Origin of the sequence: Pantoea sp. Cr_R13, from assembly GCF_029222565.1 — a bacterium.
GTDB classification, from domain to species: domain Bacteria; phylum Pseudomonadota; class Gammaproteobacteria; order Enterobacterales; family Enterobacteriaceae; genus Pantoea; species Pantoea eucalypti.
The window spans coordinates 1236247-1255339 of the sequence record NZ_JARHXL010000013.1 but is presented as its reverse complement, the minus strand read 5'-3'; the positions used below and the strand labels follow the sequence as shown (position 1 = coordinate 1255339).

Sequence of the window (19093 nt, the reverse complement as noted above, 5' to 3'; positions counted from 1 at the left end):
CGGATTTTTCTGTTATATGCACAATTTGCCGCTGCTGTCCTGCATCACCGTCACAATATGTTAAGGTAAGTGCTAATGATTTGTCTTTAATCACAGCAACGAACTGAACAATGTGCCGGGTGACATGATACGGAAAACAGGAGTTCTCTCTTTGATTGCGCTGTCGCTGACTGCGACGCAGAGTGCCCGCGCATTCCAGACTGAAACAGCGGTGTCCGAAACGCCCTTCGATGATCCGGCGCGCTACAGTGAATCGCTGCCGACGCTGGGCGGTGGCAGCGATCAGGATGAAGAGTGGAGCAAAAAGCTGGCGGCCGTGGCCAAAAGTATCGGTGAAGCCAGTAACAACAGCGACAGCAATGTCACGTTTGGTCAACAGGCGGGTGTCTGGGCGTTCAATCATCTGCGAGATGAAGTGGCGGGGCGGGTTGAGAGCGAAGGGCAGTCACTGCTTTCCCCATACGGCAACGCGCAGCTGGACCTGAAAGTCGATATGAACGGGAACTTCGCGGGCACCGGTGGTGATCTCTTCAGCGCCCTGTCCGATGAGAACAGCCTGCTCACCTTCAGCCAGCTTGGCCTGCACGATACCGATGATGGTCTGGTTGGCAACGCGGGGCTTGGACAACGCTGGGACGCGGGTGACTGGCTGCTGGGCTATAACGGTTTTATTGATCGCACCTTCAGCAGCGGCCTGCAACGTGCCTCGGTGGGCACAGAGGCGTGGAGCGATTCAATGCGCTTTTCTGCCAACTATTATCAGCCGCTTTCCGGCTGGAAAAACCTGAATGATTCACAGCAGCAGCGCATGGCGCGCGGCTATGACATCACCAGCCAGAGCTATCTGCCTTTTTATCGCCAGCTGGGTGTCTCGGTGAGCTATCAGCAATATCTGGGTGAGAATGTCGATCTGTTTAACAGCGGCAACCGTTATCACAACCCCTCCGCCATGTCGTTTGGCCTCTCCTACACGCCGGTGCCGCTGGTCACCTTTTCTGCCACTCACAAAGCCAGTAGCGCTGGTGAAAGCCAGGATCAGCTGGGGCTGAAACTCAATTATCGCTTCGGCGTGGCGCTGAGCCGTCAGCTTGATGCCGGTAATGTCGCAGAGGCGCGCTCCCTGCGCGGAAGCCGTTATGATACCGTGACCCGCAGTGATACGCCGGTGCTCTCATTCCGTCAGCGCAAAACGCTCTCCGTATTTCTGGCAACGCCGCCGTGGCAACTGAGCAGTGGCGAGAGTCTGCCGCTGAAGCTGCAGGTGCGCGCCAGCAATGACATCACGGCGGTAAGCTGGCAGGGCGATACGCAGGCACTGAGCCTGACGCCACCGGCCAATAATGCCGATCCGCAGGGCTGGAGTGTCATCTTACCGCAATGGGATCCCTCGCCAGAGGCCAGCAATGAATACCGCCTGTCGGTAACCCTGGAGGACAGCAAGCAGCAGCATGTGACCTCTAACTGGATCACCTTAAAAGTTGAGCCACCCATGGCCCTGGACACGGCTCCGCAGACCGAGCGCTATGATTTGATGGCGCCTGCTGGTGCAGCACTTTAGCGGGGAAGTTCTGCTAAAAGAGAGGAAGATGGGCGACCTGGAACGCCGTCAGGCAGAGTGATTTGATGATCAGTTAACCAGTTTTGTCACAACGCGAACGGCTTTGGCGTAAATCTCTCTCTGGCCGTTGAACGATCGTGCCTGTTGAGATTGCAGAAATGCGATGATTTCCAGTATACCCGCAGTCTGGCCTGACTTCAGCAGGCTTGATACAGCATGGCCTACAACGGCATGGACGTCATCCATATCCGCCGGTTTATCGCTACTCAAAAGAAACTCCAGCGGTAACAGGTTGGCTGAATAGCGCATAACGGAATACGCTGATTATTTAACTTGTACATTCGTTTATCAAAAGCCCTTTTCATGGCAGAGCCCTGAGCAGTTTTTCGCGCAGCATGGCGACCTGGGTTGTCAGCACACCGAGCTCACTACAGTCAGTATCCATTACCGAGACCATATCCGCCGGGACGCCAGCCGCGTCGATTTTAAGCTGGTGGCCCTGTTCTGTCAGAGAGATGAACACCCGGCGCTCATCGTTACCGGTGTCACGCTGGCGGCAGAGGATACCCGCACCTTCCAGCCGCTTCAGAAGCTGGCTAAGCGTGCCGGAATCGAGCCGAACGCGGGCACCAATCTCAGAGACGGTCAGGCCATCTTTTTCCCACAACACGAGCAGCACAAGATATTGCGGATAAGTGAGTCCCAGCGGTTTTAGCCGGGATTGATAGAGCTTTGTCATAGCAAGTGAGGCGGAATAGAGCGCAAAGCAGAGAAACTGATCAATGGTTTCAGGCGCTGCGCTGGCGGGAGGCGTCTCAGAGTTCCCCGCGGTTTCGTCATTCATACTTTTACTCATTCTGAGTCGGGGAAGATAAAGCCCGATGACGGGCAGTTTCCAGCCTTGAATTCTCGCTAAGTGTCTCAGGAGAAATGGATTGTTGCAGCCTCTCTTTCCCGGTGTCAGACATCAGATGTTCAGGCGCTATTGCGACCGAGGGAACAGGCTACAGTGCACGCCCAACTGAACGAAAGCACAGTATTGAGTCAAACTAAATTGAAGTCAATATAACCGGATGTACCTTCCGGCTTACCTCGCACGTATTGATGTAATACAGAGGAAATCGACTGCAAAATTTAAGCGTTTTAGCAGGATGACAGGAGCACATTGCCCGTGTAATCCAGCCTTTTAGGGAGACGGTTATGCTTTTAACGCGTCAGGGCGCAGCGTTCACCTGCTGGCGATTTTATTATTTCCGTTAAGTACCAGCGCGCACGAGTGTCCCGGGAAATGAGAGGTTTCACATCCTCCTGGCTCATGCGTTCCCCCTGTCGTAATCGGGTTGGTACAAATAAGCGGCCAATAGATTGATAAAACTATTTTTATCGTCTGATACCAGGGTGCGCTTTCCGCACAACATCCGCAGGCTGTGCACGCTGCATAAGCGGTTAAAACCGTCCGTGTTCACAAAATTAACTGGACTGGACTGTTAATTTTGCCAGCGCTGCCGATAGAACACTCAGTGGGATGGATGACGAAACCGACATGTTCGGGGCTCAGCCGATCGTTTGTCTTGCTGCCGTAAGGCTGAGAACGGGCGAGTGCTATGTTCAGACATAGCGGAGGCGTGCTTATTGCAGACGGCTTAACTGACAGGGTATGAGAAGTACGCCCCGGTTTTTACTGATTATTAAAACAAAACTCTGATACTTGCCATCACCGGGAACTAACGCATGCGCCTGAAACTTTTCTGGCTCGCAATGCTGAATATTGCGACCATTATTTTACTTTCCACACTGTGGGAGTTTGGGCTTGAAGCGCGGATTTGCCGCCTGCTTGGCCTGGGCTACGATACAAGTTTTGAAATCAGCGAACGATTGCGGTTTATCCTCACCTCCTCCTCGTTTGCCGGGCTGGCGATGGTTGTTCCTGCGCTGCTTATCGCGGGGCTGATTCGCAAAACCCGAAGGGCGGAGAAAAACGCACTCAGGCTAGCCGGAACCGATGAGCTGACCGGTGTCATGAACCGCCGATCTTTCAATGCACACATTGCTTCGCTTAAAGCATGCGGGGCGGCCTACACTCTGACTCTGCTGGACGTTAATCACTTCAAGAGTATCAATGATCTTAATGGCCATCGTCAGGGTGACGCGACCCTGATCGCACTGGCTGATCTGCTGACCGCTTCGGCAGGCAGCACGAGCAAGGTGTTTCGTGTGGGCGGGGATGAATTCGCCATTGTTGCCGAAGATTCACAGGCTGAGCAGGCGCAGACTTTCGCCGAAAGTTTATGCGAACAGGCAGCATCGATACGGACGGGGCCGCACACCTTTCTGAGCCTCTCAGCAGGCATTGCCAGTTCCGCCTGTACGGGGCAGGCTGATGTCATGCGGGCGGCCGATCTGGCGTTATATGAAGCGAAGCAGGATAAGTGCTCTCATCTGGCACGATTCTCCCCGGACATGGAGCTGCGCTTTCGCCAGCGTGAATGGCTGGAGCAGGAGGTGGTGGCCGCCGTCAGCGGTCACGCCATCGTTCCCTTTCTCCAGCCGCTGGTCTCTTTGCGCACCGGAAACATTACCGGTTTTGAGATACTGGCACGCTGGATCACTGCGTCAGGCCAGACGGTTTCACCCGCAGAGTTTCTGCCGGTGGTGGAGCGACTGGGGCTTATGGACAGTATGACCGTGGCGCTACTGCAGGATGCGGTCAGTGCCACCCGTGCATGGCCCGCCGGGCTCTGCCTGTCGCTGAACATCACTCCGGAACAGCTGCTGAGACCGTCACTCACCAGCTGTCTGTCTCGCATTATGCAGCATGCCGGACCGGTAATGCTGGAACTCGAAATCACCGAACAAAATGTTATGGCCATCTCCGATGATGCCCGCGAGGCGATTCGTCAGCTGAAAGAGACAGGTATCGGCGTGGTACTGGATGATTTTGGCACCGGCTATTCCAACCTGTCGGTATTGCTGGGGCTGGGTATTACCAAAATCAAAATTGATCAGTCATTTATCGCCGGCATCGTGACCGGATCGGAGCAGCGGAAAGTCGTTGAAACGCTACTGGCGCTCTGTCAGGGGTTGAATGTGGTGATCACGGCAGAGGGGATAGAAGATGTCGCCACGCTGAGATGGCTGAGAAAACGCGGCTGTGATTACGGTCAGGGCTATCTTTTCAGTCGTCCGGTGCCTGCCGGACAGGCAACCACGCTGCTGGCGTCCGCCAATGTGGAAGAACTGATGCAGGAAGCGACGGTAGCCGTCAGCTTAGTCAGGGCACTGGGGTAACGCCGCGTGACGGTATCTGAAGTGTGGCGTGAGACAATAAACGGGCCTGGCGTGAAGTGCCAGGCCCGTAATGACATCAGAACTGGTAAATCAGACCCAGCGCGGTAATGTCGTCGGTCGCCAGACCCAGCGGATTTTTATCTTTCAGCAGGTTAATGCGGTATTCACCATAAACCGACATGTTCTTGTTGAAGTAGTAAGTCGCACCCACTGCGGTGTATTTAATGATGTCGGCATCGCCGATATTCTCAATATCCTTGCCCTTTGATGAGACGTAACCCAGGGATGGACGGAAACCGTTCAGGAACTGGTACTGCGCCACAGCTTCAAAATTCTGCGCTTTGTTGGCGAAGCCACCGCTAATTGGGGTGGCATTCAGGGTCTCACCGTACATGGCGGCCAGATAAACCTGGTTCGCATCATATTTGACCGACGTCGCCCAGTGCTGGGCTTTCTCGCCTTCACCACGTGCGGCTCTGTTTTGCGCGGTCGTACGATCAAGACTGGCAAACGCGCCAGCGAAGCTTAGACCGAAATCAAAGTCATAAGACGCGGAGAGGGCGAAACCATCACCGTTGGAGCGACGCACGCCATCGATATTATTGCTGCGGTCGTTTTTGCCCTGATACTGTGCGGCAAGGTTTAATCCGTCTACCAGACCAAAGAAATCACTATTACGCCAGGTGAGCACGCCGGTTGAGCGGCCAGAGAGGAAGGCATCGGTATAACCGGAGTCGCCGCCGAAGAATGGCAGCATATCCGTGTAGCTCAGCGCGTCATACACCAGGCCATAGTTGCGGCCATAATCCAGCGATCCCGCCTGACCAAACTTCAGGCCTGCATAACCCAGACGGGTACGGTTGGTCGCCTGCGCATCACTGCCTTCGGAGTTGTGAAGGCTGTACTGATACTGCCAGAAACCATAGCCAGTGAGTTGATCAGTAATCTTTGTCTCACCTTTAAAACCAAAGCGGGCGTAAGAGGAGGTGTCACCGTTGTTATTATTATCATCTGAAAAAAGGTGAGATACGTTAATCTTGCCGACCAGATCCAGCTTATTGCCATCCTTGTTATAAACTTCTGCGGCCTGTGCGGAGGAGAGACCGATCAGCAACGGCATAACAGCCGCCAGTAAAGTACGCTTCATCATTTAATTATTATCCTGTCTTCATTAATTATTATTCCCCTGATACGGGGCGAAAAGAAAATGACACAAAAAGATAAATTTACAAAGTGGAATATAAGTAACAAAATGTTATTTAGATATTCCGCAGGCATGAAAGCGAGAGAAAAAGAAGATTAAATGAAAAGATAATAAGATTTTCTTCTTATATTAAATTATGAGCAATTTTAATTTAACCCTTTTTAATCATACAGTTGATTAGTTATCGAGTGACATTAATAAATCCATTTTGTTCATTTTTAAATCAACACGTTCAATGCTTTAATTATGATTAACAGGTGTAGAAGAATAAAATTATAATGTTTTTATTCTAACCATTAGCGTGCATATTAATATCTGAACATATTTTAATGAAAAATATTTTTATTCCATATAATCACTCCAGAAATAATCTTTCCAGTCACTGATCAAATTATCGTCTGATTGCGGATTAATTAACCAGGTTCAGATGCACGGATCTCTGCGTCAGTCGCGATAAATGAAAATATTTTGTTAAATCTAAACGATCAGCGTCTTTTTGACGGATGACGCATCGATCCCGCGCTGCACCAGTGTGAGGCAAACCGCGCTAAAACAGGGCGCCGAAGGGGGTTTTCTGGAGAGATAATTTATCAGCGATCACAAAAGCGATATTTCATCCCGTGAATGCATAATTCCGCTGTTTAAAACCCGGCTATGCCGCTGCAATCAGACAATTATTCACTATATATGCAAATTAAGTGAATATTACTGGCTTTTAAGTTATTGATATTACGTTGTGAAGACCATTTTATGCATTAATTCTCTGGCTGGCACGTTAACTGCACTCTACAGTAGGGCAGCATTACAACATCTTTTAACAATTTTAAAACATAAGCTTTACCCAGCCGGTAAAGTCACGCAGGAGAATGGGTTATGGCACTGCACGTTTCACGTCACGATTTCGATCAATGGATGATGCCGGTTTATGCACCTGCGACCTTTATACCGGTTCGCGCGGAAGGCTCCACCGTCTGGGATCAAAACGGCAAGGATTATATCGACTTTGCTGGTGGCATTGCCGTCAATGCGTTAGGACATGCGCATCCGGCTTTACAACAGGCGTTGCAGGACCAGGCCGCACGGTTATGGCACACCGGGAATGGCTACACCAACGAACCGATCCTGCGGCTGGCCAAACAGTTAATTGACGCGACTTTTGCTGACCGTGTGTTCTTCTGTAACTCTGGCGCGGAAGCGAATGAAGCAGCCCTGAAACTGGCGCGTAAAGTGGCGCATGACCGGGTCGGCCCGCATAAAAGTGGCATCGTGGCGTTCAAAAATGCGTTTCACGGACGCACCCTGTTTACTGTGTCAGCCGGAGGGCAGCCCGCTTACTCAAAAGATTTTGCACCGCTGCCGCCAGAGATTCAGCATGCGCCATTTAACGATCTGGCCGCTGCGGCTGAACTGATTAATGACCACACCTGTGCGGTGATTGTTGAACCGATTCAGGGTGAGGGCGGCGTGTTGCCTGCCGATCCGGCGTTTCTCCGCGGACTGCGTGAACTTTGTGATAAGCATCAGGCCGTGCTGATTTTTGATGAAGTGCAGAGCGGCGTTGGCCGCACCGGCTCGCTTTACGCCTACATGCATTATGGTGTCACGCCGGATGTACTCACCAGCGCTAAAGCGCTGGGCGGCGGCTTCCCGATTGGTGCGATGCTGACTCGCGAAGATCTCGCAATGGTGATGGGCGTTGGCACCCACGGCACCACTTATGGCGGCAATCCGCTGGCGGGTGCGGTGGCCGGTAAAGTGATGGAGCTAATCAATCAGCCTGAAATGATGACCGGTGTCACACAACGTCACGCGTGGATTGTTGCGGCACTGGATGAGATCAACCAGCGTCTGCATCTGTTTAAAGAGGTGCGCGGTCTGGGGCTGCTGATTGGTGCCGTACTGAGCGACAACTTTGCCGGTAAAGCCAAAGAGATCAACCTGGCCGCCGCTGAGATGGGCGTGATGGTGCTGATTGCCGGTGCCAACGTGGTGCGTTTTGCCCCGGCACTGAATATCAGCGAGCAGGAAGTGAAGCTGGGCATGGCTCGCTTTGCCGAGGTGTGTGAGCGTCTGGTCCGAGGGTCCGCATCATGATGGTAATCCGTCCCGTTGAACGCGATGACTTAAGTCAGCTGATGGCACTGGCCGGCAAAACCGGTGGCGGGCTGACCTCGCTGCCCGTCGATAGCGCCACGTTACAGGCGCGTATTGATCGAGCGCTGCAGACCTGGGAGGGTACGCTGCCCCGCGCTGAAAAGGGCTATGTCTTTGTGCTGGCGGACAGCGAAGATAACCGCGCCGTCGGCATCTGTGCCATTGAAGTGGCTGTCGGCCTGCAGGAGCCCTGGTATAACTTTCGTGTCGGCACGCAGGTGCATGCCTCAAAAGAACTGAATGTCTATGCCGCGCTGCCAACCCTGTCACTGAGTAACGATCACACTGGCAGCAGTGAACTTTGCACGCTGTTTCTCGATCCCGATTACCGTGACGGTAAAAATGGCTACCTGTTGTCGAAATCCCGCTTCCTCTTTATGGCTAATTTCCGTGAGCACTTCACGAATCGGGTTGTGGCTGAGATGCGTGGCGTCAGTGATGATCAGGGGCATTCGCCATTCTGGGAGAGCGTGGGCAGCCGCTTCTTCTCAATGGAATTCAGCAAAGCCGATTTCCTCAGCGGCACCGGCCAGAAATCCTTTATTGCTGAGCTGATGCCGAAGCATCCGCTCTATATTGATTACCTGACGCCAGAGGCGCAGGCGGTCATCGGACAGGTACATCCACAAACGGCACCTGCCCGTGCTGTGCTGGAAGCGGAGGGCTTCCGCTACCTTAACTATGTCGACATTTTTGATGGCGGCCCGACGCTGGAGTGCGATATCGACCACATCCGCGCCGTGCGTAAAAGCCGTCTGCGCAGCGCTGAACGGGGTGAAAATCCGGCGGATGCGCCACTCTGTCTGGTTGCTAATAACAATTACCGCCAGTTCCGTGTGGTGCTGATCCCGGCCCATGCCGACAGCGACAGCGTGCAACTGACGGATGAACAGATGCGGGCGCTCCACTGTCAGCCGGGCGACAGCCTGCGCGTAGTGACGCTCTGCAAAGAGGAGAAAACAGCATGACGCACCTGATAAAGGGAGAATGGGTAGACGGTGACGCGGAGGTCCTGACGAAAGCGGATCCGGTCAGCGGCGAGACGTTATGGCAGGGCAAAGCGGCATCAGTCGCACAGGTCACGGCAGCCTGTGACGCGGCGCGCGCTGCCTTTCCGGGCTGGGCCAGACGCCCGCTGGCGGAACGGCAGGCGATCATTGAGAAATTTGCGGCCGGGCTTGAGGCCCACAAAACAGACCTGGCAGAAACCATTGCCCGTGAAACCGGCAAGCCACGCTGGGAAGCACTGACCGAAGTCGGTGCGATGATCAACAAAATCGGCTTTTCAGTGAAGGCGTACCATAGCCGCACCGGTGAGCAGCATGAGGGCGAAAGCTCGCTGCGCCATCGTCCGCACGGCGTGCTGGCGGTATTTGGCCCTTACAACTTCCCCGGCCATCTGCCAAACGGTCATATTGTTCCGGCGCTGCTGGCGGGCAACTGCGTGGTCTTTAAACCCAGTGAACTGACGCCGCTGACCGCCGAAAAAACGGTTGAGATCTGGCTGGCTGCGGGTCTGCCTGCAGGTGTGCTGGCGCTGTTACAGGGTGGTCGTGAGACCGGTCAGGCGCTGGCAACCTGCAGCCAGATCGATGGCCTGCTGTTTACCGGCAGCGCCCATACCGGCTATCAGCTGCATCGCCAGTTTGCCGGTCAGCCTGAGAAGATGCTGGCGCTGGAAATGGGCGGGAACAACGCCCTGATAGTGGAAGATCCGGCTGACCTGGATGCCGCCGTCAATATTACCGTGCAGTCAGCCTTTATTACTGCGGGTCAGCGCTGCACCTGCGCCCGGCGTCTGCTGGTTAAACGTGGTGATGCGGGCGATGCCTTTCTGCAGCGGCTGACAGAGGTGGCGGGGCGACTGCAGCCGGCCGCCTGGAATGCTGAACCGCAACCCTTTATGGGCAGCGTGATCTCTACCGGCGCGGCAGAGAAGATTATAGGTGAGTGGCAACGGCGGGTTGATGCGGGTGGCGAGGTGCTGCTGGCGATGCGCTGGCCGGATCGTCACAGTGCCATTCTTACACCGGGCATTATCGATTTAACCGGTGTGCAGGGCATCCCGGATGAAGAGGTCTTTGGCCCGCTGCTCGGCGTAATCCGCTATGACACCTTTGACGAGGCGATAGCGCTGGCGAACCAGACTCGTTACGGCCTGTCGTGTGGTTTAATCTCGCCTTCACGTCAGCAGTTCGATCAGCTGCTGCTGGAAGCCCGTGCCGGTATCGTCAACTGGAACAAACCGCTGACCGGCGCAGCCAGCACCGCGCCATTTGGTGGCATCGGCGCTTCGGGCAACCATCGCGCCAGTGCCTGGTATGCGGCGGATTACTGTGCCTGGCCGATGGCCTCACTGGAGACGCCGGACCTGACGCTGCCCGCCACATTGTCGCCGGGACTCGATTTCTCCGCGCCGGAGAAGCGCTCATGAAGGCAACCGAAGCCAACTTTGATGGGCTGGTAGGATTAACGCACCACTATGCCGGGCTCTCTTTTGGGAACGAAGCCTCGACCCGCAACCAGCTGCAGCCGTCGAATCCCCGTCTGGCGGCAAAGCAGGGGTTGCTGAAGATGAAAGCGCTGGCTGATATGGGCTACGTGCAGGGCGTGATCCCGCCGCACGAGCGACCCAACATTGCGGTGCTGCGTCAGCTCGGCTTCAGCGGCAGCGATGAACAGGTGCTGGCGTCAGCCGGGAAAACCGCGCCGGGTTTACTCTCCGCCGCCAGCTCCGCGTCGGCGATGTGGGTGGCCAATGCCGCTACGGTTTCGCCGTCCGCAGACAGTCTGGATGGCCGGGTTCACCTGACGGTGGCGAACCTGAACAACAAGTTTCATCGGGCGATAGAAGCGCCAGAAACCGCCTGGCTGCTGCGTTCCATCTTCCGTGACGATCGCCATTTTGCCGTGCACGATGCGCTGCCGCAGGTGGCGATGTTTGGTGATGAAGGGGCGGCTAACCACAACCGTCTCGGCGGTGCCTATGGCGAGCGCGGCGTGCAGCTGTTTGTCTATGGCCGCGACAGCAGCCACGAAGGCAAAGCGCCGCAGCGCTATCCGGCGCGGCAAACCCGTGAGGCCAGCGAGGCGATTGCCCGCCTTCATCAGCTCTCACCCGAAAGCGTACTGTTCGCCCAACAGAATCCTGCGGTGATCGATCAGGGCGTATTTCATAATGATGTGATTGCGGTCAGCAACCAGCAGATGCTGTTCTGTCATCAGCACGCCTTTGTTGATCAGCCTGAACTGCTCGCGCAGCTTCGGGCGCGCATCCCCGGCTTTGTCGCTCTGGAAGTGCCGGCAGACAGAGTCTCGGTGAAAGATGCGGTAGAGACTTATCTGTTTAACAGCCAGCTGCTGAGCCGTCCCGACGGCACGATGATGCTGGTATTGCCGGAAGAGTCACGTCAGCATCCGGGTGTGTGGCGCTACCTGTGTGAACAGGTCGAGGCTGATACACCACTGAAAGCTCTGAAGGTGTTTGATCTGCGCGAAAGCATGTATAACGGAGGGGGGCCAGCCTGCCTGCGTTTGCGGGTCGTGCTGACGCCAGAGGAGCAGCAGGCAGTGAATCCGGCGGTGCTGATGAACGATAACCTCTTCAGCACACTGAATAGCTGGGTTGACCGTCATTACCGCGATCGCCTGACCCAGGCCGATCTGGTCGACCCACAGTTGCTGCGTGAGGGACGTGACGCGCTGGATGAACTGACGAAGCTGCTAGACTTAGGAAATGTTTACGCATTTCAGCAGTGAAGCAGAAGGCAGCACAGTCTGCCGTCTGCTCAGGGCGCAAAGGAGGAATGATGCAGGACTTTTTACAGCAAACGCTTTCCGGCGAGGTGCCGCGTAAGCGTAGTGGTGAAACGGCGCATCTTCGCTGGCAGTGGTTGTATCACGGCATACTGTTGATGGAGCCGACGGTGCCGGTTAAACAGGCGCTGGTGCTCTCTGCCGGGATCCACGGCAATGAAACGGCTCCGGTAGAAATCGTAAACCAGCTGGTTAACCCGCTGCTGCGAGGCGAAAAGCCGTTACAGCAGCGCATGCTGGTCATTCTGGGTAATCCCTCAGCGTTACGCGCCGGTAAGCGCTATGTGCGTTATGACATCAACCGGCTATTTGGCGGACGCTGGCAGCAGATTGATGACGGTGATGAGGCCCGCCGCGTGTTGCGGCTGGAGCAGGCGCTGGAAACCTTCTGGCAGTTGGGTGAGTGCGATGAGACGCGCTGGCACCTCGACATGCATACCGCCATTCGCGGCTCTTATCACCCTCAGTTCGGGGTGATGCCGCATAACGAGCGTCCCTGGCCGCCTGCGTTTTTAGACTGGCTGGCCGCTGCGGGACTGGAAGCGCTGGTGTTTCATCGCTCGCCGGGCGGTACCTTCACGCATTTCAGCTGCGAGCACTTCGGTGCGGCCAGCTGCACGCTTGAACTGGGCAAGGCGCTGCCGTTTGGCGAGAACGATCTCAGCCAGTTCAGCGCGGCGCAGCAGGCGCTGGCTTCTCTGCTCTATGGCGAAGCGATGCCTGCCGCGACGGTGAAACCGCGTCACTATCGGGTTGCGCAGCAGATCACCCGACTGAGTGAGCACTTTACGCTGCATATGTCGCCGGAAACGCTGAACTTTACCGCGTTTCCTCAAGGGACGTTGCTGGCGGAAGATGGTAATACGCGCTATTACGTGCAGCAGGCGCGGGAATATGTGCTGTTCCCCAATCCTAACGTGGCCGCCGGGCTGCGTGCCGGACTGATGCTGATTGAAGAGGGTGAACAGACTCAGGCGCTGCCGGTGTGATAACCGTTCTTAGTGTTGCAGTTCATCGGCGCTAAAAAAATCGACAGGAAAAGCGGGAGATCGCCTTCCGCTTTCCAGTCGTAACCATTACACTTCTCCATGATTTCTGCCAAATTCGCTTTAAATTCATAAACTTTTTCAATTCCTCTCGCCTTTCTTCTTATTCTCTTCATGATTGCCCGTTTTTTATCTTTTATGCTTTCACGGCTTTACTCAGGCTCTGAGTAGTTGACGTTCAGCGTCGTATGCTTGTTTCCGAAGACGCGACAGAGTGCTGTCGTCATTATCATGAATTATAAGGACACTATTATGCGCAAACTGACTTCCCTTTTACTGGCTTCTTCGCTGGCGTTTGGTGCAGCCAGCGCCGTCCATGCAGCAGCAGATAACCTGACTCCACCGCCAGCGGGCAGCGAAAAGGCGATGCACAAACCGCCAATGCGCCACGGCATGGAGATGATGTTTAAAGGTCTGAACCTGACCGACGCGCAGAAAACGCAGATGCGCGACATCATGAAAGAGAGCCACAAAGAGATGAAACGTCCGTCACTGGACGAGCGTCGCGCGGCTCACAGCATTATTGCGTCTGACAGCTTTGACCAGAGCAAAGCCGAAGCGCAGGCAGAGAAGATGTCCGCCAACGCGAAAGAGCATGCGCTGAAGATGCTGGAAACCCAGAACAAGCTCTATAACGTGCTGACGCCGGAGCAGAAGAAACAGTACAACGCGAATTTTGAAAAGCGTCTGACTGAGAAAGCCCCGCACGACGGCAAAATGGCGCCGCCAGCAGAACCGGCTGAATAATATTCGTTAAGCGAACGGTCTGAGACCGCCGACGCTGTCCACTGAACGTGAGTGGGCAGCGTCGGCGGTTTTTTTTATAGAGGAAGAATAGGGTAGACACCCGACAGAATCGGGCGGCAGAGGATTTTATAGCCGTCGTGATCAAAACCGCCTTTGGGCCGCTGCAGTTTTCTGGCCTCATCCATGCTGCTCACCGAACCGAGATAGAACCAGTGATCGATAACATGGATCTGCGTCATCTCTTTGCCTTCCTCCACCAGACCTACGGCACCCTGCCACGGCCAGCAGAAGACCCGCACATTTTCCAGTGCCTCCAGCAGCCGATCCTGATGGTCGCTGACCGGCTCTTTACCGCAACAGGCTCCGGCGCAGCGGCGCAGAGCCGAGCGGAAGCAGCCGCGGCCTGCACTCAGCGCTTCCAGACCCAGCAGCCCATGACAGAGCTGATACTCATCAGCCAGTTGCTTGAGCCGTTCCAGCGCCGCAAAGCGGCTGCGATAAAGTCCAAACAGGTTGGGTGACTGACTGAAATCGAGATCTTTTGCGTAAACCACATTCGGTTTGCCGTCGGTAATCTGCAGCGAACAGAGCTGGCGATTTTTGCGCAGTCGCTTATTGAACAGCGGCTGCTGGGTTTTGATCATCTGCGCTTCCAGCAGCAGCGCACCGAGATCGCCTGCTGTGGGGATCCAGCTTACGCGCCGTGACTGGCGCAGCATTTTCGCCTCGTCCGGCGTGCGGAAATGGGACATCACCCGCGAACGCAGATTGACACTTTTACCGATATAAAGCGGCAGTGACTCACTTTCGCCATGAAAGGTGTAGACGCCAGGATGATTCGGCAGGCCTTCCAGCCATTCACGCAGGTGTTCGGGATATTGATAAATTGTATTCGCGTCGGGTTCGGGGCGAAGAATGGCAGCACGTCTGACCAAAATGGACTCCATTTACTGGTTGTCCATACAGCATAACAGGCAGGTGAAATGATCGCCAGTTGTCTGTTAAAGGCGTCGTGTCGCCAGCCAGCAAATCAGCGAGCCCAGTGTAATCATCGCAACGCCCTGCCAGAAAGCCAGCGGCGGCGTCAGACCCAGCCACAGCGATCCCAGCAGAGCCGACAGCACTGGCGTGAAGTAGGACGCGGTGGCCAGCAGCGTCAGATTGCCCTGCTGAATCCCATGATTCCAGGCGGAATAGGCGATAGCAGTGGAGAGGCCGACAAACAGCACCTCCATTATCGGTACCAGATCGAACGTTAACGGCATAGGACGATCGCTAAAGGCATATTTCAGCCACAGCGCCAGCGCGGTCATGATAAAAAACAGCGTGACGCCGTTCGAGCCGCGGGCAAAACGGCGGGTAAGGTTGTTGTAGACCGCCCATGTCAGGGCGGCGATAAAGGCGAGTGTATAGGCGACAGGGTTGCGCAGCATATTCTGCCACAGTAGCGCGGGCGAGCTGCTGCCACTGCCTTTCATCACCCAGACGATCCCCAGCAGCGACAGCAGCAGTCCGGGCCAGAGCCAGACACGGAAGCGCTGCTGATTAAACGGAATCGCCAGCACGATGGTCAGGCAGGGCCAGAGATAATTGATCATTCCCAGCTCCAGCGACTGGGTGCGATCGCTGGCCAGCCCGATAGCCAGCGCCAGGCAGATCTCGTAACCGACAAAGAGGGCACCGCCCAGCCATAGGTAAAGAGGAGGCAGTGCGCCAGGTCTGGGCAAACCGCGGGTCAGGCAAAGCAGGATCGCCGTGGTGGTGTAGATCAGCGCCGCGCCGCCAGTGGCACCAAAGGCTTCACTGACGCTGCGCAGCAGGCCCACGGTGGTGCTCCAGAGCAAAATGGCGATAAGCCCGATGAGGGTAGCGCGTGAGACGGTGGCACGCATGCAGCGTTCAACAAATTAAATGAGTGAAGCCTCCCTTGCCGGGGCAAAGGAGGCGCAGGATTACTTCCAGAAGTCGTCGAACACAGTGATCGGCGGACGACGTTTGTGCTCAGTTTTCAGATACCAGCCTTCGATAATACGGGCGCTGTCAGGATCGATGCTTTTGCCTTCCAGGTAGTCATCAATCATCTCGTAAGTGACACCCAGCGCCACTTCATCCTGCAGGCCTGGACGATCATCTTCCAGATCGGCAGTCGGTTTCTTCAGATAAAGATGTTCCGGGCAGCCAAGATGCTTCAGCAGCTGTTTGCCCTGACGCTTATTCAGGCGGAAAAGGGGATTAATGTCTGTACCGCCATCGCCATATTTGGTGAAGAACCCGGTGACCGCTTCAGCAGCGTGGTCGGTGCCGACCACCACCCCTTTGGTCATGCCGGCGATGCTGTATTGCGCCTTCATTCGCTCGCGCGCTTTTTCGTTGCCGCGCACGAAATCAGACAACGTGATACCGGCATCTTTCAACGCGCGCTCACTGGCCAGCACGGACTCTTTGATGTTCACCGCCAGCGAACGGTCGGGCTGAATAAAGGCCAGCGCGTCCTGACAATCCTGCTCATCCGCCTGCACGCCATACGGCAGACGCACCGCAATAAAGGTGTAGTCGTTATCGCCGCTCTCCTGACGCAGCTCGCTGATCGCCGTTTGCGCCAGCTTGCCCGCAAGGGTTGAATCCTGACCGCCGCTAATCCCCAGCACCAGCGTTTTCAGTCCGCTGTGACGTTTCAGATAGGCTTTAAGAAAATCGACGCTGACACGCACTTCCTGGTCGGCGTCGATAACGGGTTTTACACCCAGTGCTTCAATAATTTCCTGCTGCAGTGACATGAACTTCTCCTCAGGTCAGTGGCCAGTCGGCTCGATGCGAACGTTTTAGTAAAGCTAACGTGCCGAAGCGAAAACAACAAGCTTAAGCGGCAACTGATTGCGGCTAAACGTTGCGAAATCAGTGAGTTTTTAATTACGACAGCGGTTTTTTCGCCAGCACGTTAAACATCAGAATCGCCATCATAAAGCAGCCAAAAACGGTGGCGCACATGCTCAGTACCGAAGTACCGCCAATGCCGGTGACCGGCACGGTAATCGCACCCAGCGTGAACATGGTGACGCCAATGACCGCAGAGGCGCTGCCAGCACGGTGGCCCTGACTCTGCATCGCCAGTGACGAGGCGGTGGTAGCGATCACGCCGTTACTGGCGATGGTAAAGAACAGCGCCAGCAGCAGCAGCGCTAACGGTGCGTGTAGCAGCGCGGCCAGCAGCAGCAGGCCTGAGGCGACAAAAGCTAGTGTCAGACCGCCTTTCAGCACCCGATATTCGCCCCACAACGGACAGAGGCGAGCACTGGTCTGCGAAGCAATGATCAGGCCAAACCCGTTGGCCGCAAAGCAGAAGCTAAAGGCCTGGGGCGACAGGCCATAGAGCTGTTGCAGCACAAACGGCGAGGCACCGATATAGGCGAACATGCCGGACATCATAAAGCCCTGAGTCAGACAGAAGCCCATAAAGGGTCGATGGGTGACCACCTGACCGAGTGCCGCGTAGGCGGAGAAAATCGAGCCCTGGTTGCGGCGGGTTTCAGGCAGGGTTTCATGCAGCTTCCAGCGCGCCAGCAGGATCAGCAGAATGGCAATGCCGCCCAGTACCATGAAGATGCCGCGCCAGTCGACTATCGTCATCAGCACACCACCCAGTACCGGCGCGCCGACTGGAGCCAGACCGTTAACCAGCATCAGCAGCGCGAAGAAGCGCGTCAGCTCATGACCACTGTACATATCGCGTGCAATCGCCCGCGACAATACTGCGCCGCCCGCCCCCGCTAATCCTTCAAACAGCCGCGCCACCAGCAGTTGGTGGATGTCCTGCGCCAGCGCACAGCCGATTGAGGCGATAAACAGCAGTATCAGTGACAGGGTTAGCGGACGCAGGCGGCCGAATTTGTCACTCATCGGGCCAAACAGCAGCTGCCCAAAGCCCAGGCCCAACAGACCGGCGGTCAGACTCAATTGCGCGGTCGCAGTTTCGGTGTGCAACTCCTGCGCCATTTGTGGCAGGGCTGGCAGATAAAGGTCGATACAGAGCGGGCCCAGTGCGGCCAGCAGGCCCAGTGTAATCGCATAAACCAGGCGGTCAGAGTGAGCAGGGGTCATTGTTCCTCGGGATAGTCAGCGATGGGTGAACAGAAGCGGGCATGACAAGCGAACAGCGTCCGAAGGGCGATAATCTCACCGCTCTGCGCGGATACCCATGAGGCAGAGGGTGTCTGAATCGGCGGGGCTATCCAAACCCTGTTTTGGCGGAAAGTATACGGCCGCATTGACAACAAAACAGCCTTCTTTACGAAATCCTGACATTTGATGCACCACTAATTGTTCCTCATAAACTTGATAAATCAGCATTTATGTTCCAGGCTTGTTTCCACATGGACAATAAATGAGGAACAACAAGATGAATAAAGTGATGGGATGTATCGCTGCGGCGCTGACACTGGCTGCACTGTCTGGTTGTACGACTTACGATCGCGCGGAAAGCTACGTGACTAAGCCAGTGGTAAAGGATGTTAAAAAGGGTATGACACGTGATCAGGTTCGTCAGATCGCGGGTGCACCTTCTACTGAAATCACCATGGTCCACGCGCGCGGCACCTGCCAGACTTATGTTCTGGGTCAGCGCGACGGTAAAGCGCAGACTTACTTCGTGAGCTACAACGATACGGGTCGTGTGATGAACTACGGCTTCCAGAGCTGTGCGGAATATGACACCGATCCGCAGGTTCAGCAGTAAGTTTTCGTCTCTCTGAATAGTTAACGGCCCGTCAAATGACGGGCCGTTTTTCGTTGTGGCACTGACTACAATCCTGCCGGGCGCGGCACCTCAACATAATCACCGTCTATCTGCCGCTGGTAGAAATGACCTGCCTGCACATAGAAGCGTTTGCCGTTAAAGTCGAGTACCCGCATCTCACTGCTGACCCGCGACTCTGCTGGCGGCTCTACCACCACATATTCATCGCCGTGGCGCTGATAGTAACTGCCATTCAGCAGGTAGTAGGTCAGTCCGCCGATCAGCACCGCCGTTGCGGCTTCAGGCAGAAAGCGAATCGGTCCAGGTCCGCCCCAGTGATGTCCGGGACCGACCCAGTGTGGATCGGGTCCGCCATGTCCACCCCATCCCGGGCCCCAGTCGCCAGGATGGGCGAAAGCCAGAACGGGTGTCAGAAGCGTCAGCGTCAGAAGCGAGGCGATTATCTTTTTCATCAGGTGTTCTCCTCATAAGACTGGATGCAGAATTCGCCTTTTACCGGGCATAGACAAGCACTAAAGCGCGGATTT

19 protein-coding genes are annotated in these 19093 nt (G+C 55.4%); 9 read left to right on the top strand and 10 right to left on the bottom strand.

The annotated features are described in order from the left end of the window. Positions 1-124 precede the first annotated feature (124 nt). Positions 125-1558: a YchO/YchP family invasin gene (locus tag P2R09_RS13770; RefSeq protein ID WP_275770494.1), complete on the top strand. Its 1434-nt coding sequence runs from the start codon at positions 125-127 to the stop codon at positions 1556-1558. 69 nt (positions 1559-1627) lie between these two features. Here the strand turns inward: P2R09_RS13770 and P2R09_RS13765 are convergent, their stop codons facing one another. Both P2R09_RS13765 and P2R09_RS13760 read right to left on the bottom strand, forming a co-directional pair. Continuing rightward, on the bottom strand, positions 1628-1828 hold the full coding sequence (locus P2R09_RS13765; RefSeq protein ID WP_275770492.1) for a hypothetical protein: 201 nt from the start codon (positions 1826-1828) through the stop codon (positions 1628-1630). Between the two features lie 91 nt (positions 1829-1919). Further along, the gene (locus P2R09_RS13760; protein WP_275770490.1) at positions 1920-2402 is read right to left on the bottom strand and encodes a MarR family transcriptional regulator; all 483 of its coding nucleotides are present in this window, start codon (positions 2400-2402) and stop codon (positions 1920-1922) included. Positions 2403-3289: 887 nt separating this feature from the next. Between P2R09_RS13760 and P2R09_RS13755 the strand changes: the two genes are divergently transcribed. Next, the gene (locus P2R09_RS13755) at positions 3290-4846 is read left to right on the top strand and encodes a bifunctional diguanylate cyclase/phosphodiesterase (RefSeq protein WP_275770488.1); all 1557 of its coding nucleotides are present in this window, start codon (positions 3290-3292) and stop codon (positions 4844-4846) included. A 76-nt stretch (positions 4847-4922) separates the two neighbouring features. Here the strand turns inward: P2R09_RS13755 and P2R09_RS13750 are convergent, their stop codons facing one another. Continuing rightward, positions 4923-5996, bottom strand: coding sequence for a porin (locus tag P2R09_RS13750; RefSeq protein ID WP_275770486.1), 1074 nt, complete (start codon positions 5994-5996; stop codon positions 4923-4925). A 927-nt stretch (positions 5997-6923) separates the two neighbouring features. Between P2R09_RS13750 and P2R09_RS13745 the strand changes: the two genes are divergently transcribed. Genes P2R09_RS13745 through astE form a run of 5 tightly spaced genes read left to right on the top strand, consistent with a single transcriptional unit; the run spans position 6924 to position 13009 of the window. Then, on the top strand, positions 6924-8144 hold the full coding sequence (locus P2R09_RS13745) for an aspartate aminotransferase family protein (RefSeq protein WP_003848361.1): 1221 nt from the start codon (positions 6924-6926) through the stop codon (positions 8142-8144). Beyond that, positions 8141-9172, top strand: a complete 1032-nt coding sequence (astA, locus tag P2R09_RS13740) for an arginine N-succinyltransferase (RefSeq protein WP_275770482.1) — start codon at positions 8141-8143, stop codon at positions 9170-9172. The genes P2R09_RS13745 and astA overlap by 4 nt, the downstream gene beginning before the upstream one ends. Continuing rightward, positions 9169-10638 (top strand): succinylglutamate-semialdehyde dehydrogenase, encoded by a 1470-nt coding sequence (gene astD, locus P2R09_RS13735; RefSeq protein ID WP_275770480.1) that lies wholly within the window; start codon positions 9169-9171, stop codon positions 10636-10638. The genes astA and astD overlap by 4 nt, the downstream gene beginning before the upstream one ends. Then, entirely contained in the window at positions 10635-11963 is a 1329-nt protein-coding gene (astB, locus tag P2R09_RS13730) for an N-succinylarginine dihydrolase (protein WP_275770478.1), read from the top strand. The genes astD and astB overlap by 4 nt, the downstream gene beginning before the upstream one ends. A 50-nt stretch (positions 11964-12013) precedes the next feature. Then, entirely contained in the window at positions 12014-13009 is a 996-nt protein-coding gene (gene astE / locus P2R09_RS13725) for a succinylglutamate desuccinylase (RefSeq protein WP_105099238.1), read from the top strand. Here astE and P2R09_RS13720 read toward each other — a convergent pair. Continuing rightward, positions 12991-13182 carry a hypothetical protein gene (locus tag P2R09_RS13720; RefSeq protein ID WP_275770477.1) on the bottom strand — a complete coding sequence of 64 codons (192 nt, stop codon included), beginning with the start codon at positions 13180-13182 and terminating at the stop codon, positions 12991-12993. The two genes, astE and P2R09_RS13720, sit on opposite strands and share 19 nt — an antisense overlap. A gap of 136 nt (positions 13183-13318) precedes the next feature. On the opposite strand from P2R09_RS13720, the gene spy reads away from it, so the two are divergent. Beyond that, the gene (spy, locus tag P2R09_RS13715; RefSeq protein WP_003848356.1) at positions 13319-13813 is read left to right on the top strand and encodes an ATP-independent periplasmic protein-refolding chaperone Spy; all 495 of its coding nucleotides are present in this window, start codon (positions 13319-13321) and stop codon (positions 13811-13813) included. Between the two features lie 74 nt (positions 13814-13887). Here the strand turns inward: spy and cho are convergent, their stop codons facing one another. The 5 genes from cho to P2R09_RS13690 all read right to left on the bottom strand — a co-directional run bounded on the left by cho (position 13888) and on the right by P2R09_RS13690 (position 18160). Further along, entirely contained in the window at positions 13888-14748 is an 861-nt protein-coding gene (cho, locus tag P2R09_RS13710; protein WP_039660501.1) for an excinuclease Cho, read from the bottom strand. 66 nt (positions 14749-14814) lie between these two features. Beyond that, on the bottom strand, positions 14815-15705 hold the full coding sequence (gene yddG / locus P2R09_RS13705; RefSeq protein ID WP_275770473.1) for an aromatic amino acid DMT transporter YddG: 891 nt from the start codon (positions 15703-15705) through the stop codon (positions 14815-14817). 60 nt (positions 15706-15765) lie between these two features. After that, the gene (gene nadE, locus P2R09_RS13700) at positions 15766-16590 is read right to left on the bottom strand and encodes an ammonia-dependent NAD(+) synthetase (protein ID WP_275770471.1); all 825 of its coding nucleotides are present in this window, start codon (positions 16588-16590) and stop codon (positions 15766-15768) included. A 133-nt stretch (positions 16591-16723) separates the two neighbouring features. Beyond that, positions 16724-17911 (bottom strand): multidrug effflux MFS transporter, encoded by a 1188-nt coding sequence (locus P2R09_RS13695; RefSeq protein ID WP_275770469.1) that lies wholly within the window; start codon positions 17909-17911, stop codon positions 16724-16726. A 75-nt stretch (positions 17912-17986) separates the two neighbouring features. Then, entirely contained in the window at positions 17987-18160 is a 174-nt protein-coding gene (locus P2R09_RS13690) for a hypothetical protein (RefSeq protein WP_275770466.1), read from the bottom strand. A 49-nt stretch (positions 18161-18209) separates the two neighbouring features. Between P2R09_RS13690 and osmE the strand changes: the two genes are divergently transcribed. After that, positions 18210-18545 carry an osmotically-inducible lipoprotein OsmE gene (gene osmE / locus P2R09_RS13685; RefSeq protein ID WP_003848350.1) on the top strand — a complete coding sequence of 112 codons (336 nt, stop codon included), beginning with the start codon at positions 18210-18212 and terminating at the stop codon, positions 18543-18545. A gap of 65 nt (positions 18546-18610) precedes the next feature. Here osmE and P2R09_RS13680 read toward each other — a convergent pair whose 3' ends face one another. Then, positions 18611-19018 carry a DUF6515 family protein gene (locus tag P2R09_RS13680; protein WP_275770463.1) on the bottom strand — a complete coding sequence of 136 codons (408 nt, stop codon included), beginning with the start codon at positions 19016-19018 and terminating at the stop codon, positions 18611-18613. Between the last annotated feature and the right edge of the window lie 75 nt (positions 19019-19093).

Excerpts from the sequence above, each read along its gene's own strand:
- P2R09_RS13770 (WP_275770494.1), top strand. The coding sequence starts at position 125 with ATGATACGGAAAACAGGAGTTCTCTCTTTGATTGCGCTGTCGCTGACT.
- P2R09_RS13760 (WP_275770490.1), bottom strand. The coding sequence starts at position 2,402 with ATGAATGACGAAACCGCGGGGAACTCTGAGACGCCTCCCGCCAGCGCA.
- P2R09_RS13755 (WP_275770488.1), top strand. The coding sequence starts at position 3,290 with ATGCGCCTGAAACTTTTCTGGCTCGCAATGCTGAATATTGCGACCATT.
- P2R09_RS13750 (WP_275770486.1), bottom strand. The coding sequence starts at position 5,996 with ATGATGAAGCGTACTTTACTGGCGGCTGTTATGCCGTTGCTGATCGGT.
- P2R09_RS13745 (WP_003848361.1), top strand. The coding sequence starts at position 6,924 with ATGGCACTGCACGTTTCACGTCACGATTTCGATCAATGGATGATGCCG.
- astA (WP_275770482.1), top strand. The coding sequence starts at position 8,141 with ATGATGGTAATCCGTCCCGTTGAACGCGATGACTTAAGTCAGCTGATG.
- astD (WP_275770480.1), top strand. The coding sequence starts at position 9,169 with ATGACGCACCTGATAAAGGGAGAATGGGTAGACGGTGACGCGGAGGTC.
- astB (WP_275770478.1), top strand. The coding sequence starts at position 10,635 with ATGAAGGCAACCGAAGCCAACTTTGATGGGCTGGTAGGATTAACGCAC.
- astE (WP_105099238.1), top strand. The coding sequence starts at position 12,014 with ATGCAGGACTTTTTACAGCAAACGCTTTCCGGCGAGGTGCCGCGTAAG.
- P2R09_RS13720 (WP_275770477.1), bottom strand. The coding sequence starts at position 13,182 with ATGAAGAGAATAAGAAGAAAGGCGAGAGGAATTGAAAAAGTTTATGAA.
- spy (WP_003848356.1), top strand. The coding sequence starts at position 13,319 with ATGCGCAAACTGACTTCCCTTTTACTGGCTTCTTCGCTGGCGTTTGGT.
- yddG (WP_275770473.1), bottom strand. The coding sequence starts at position 15,705 with ATGCGTGCCACCGTCTCACGCGCTACCCTCATCGGGCTTATCGCCATT.
- nadE (WP_275770471.1), bottom strand. The coding sequence starts at position 16,590 with ATGTCACTGCAGCAGGAAATTATTGAAGCACTGGGTGTAAAACCCGTT.
- P2R09_RS13695 (WP_275770469.1), bottom strand. The coding sequence starts at position 17,911 with ATGACCCCTGCTCACTCTGACCGCCTGGTTTATGCGATTACACTGGGC.
- P2R09_RS13690 (WP_275770466.1), bottom strand. The coding sequence starts at position 18,160 with ATGCTGATTTATCAAGTTTATGAGGAACAATTAGTGGTGCATCAAATG.
- osmE (WP_003848350.1), top strand. The coding sequence starts at position 18,210 with ATGAATAAAGTGATGGGATGTATCGCTGCGGCGCTGACACTGGCTGCA.
- P2R09_RS13680 (WP_275770463.1), bottom strand. The coding sequence starts at position 19,018 with ATGAAAAAGATAATCGCCTCGCTTCTGACGCTGACGCTTCTGACACCC.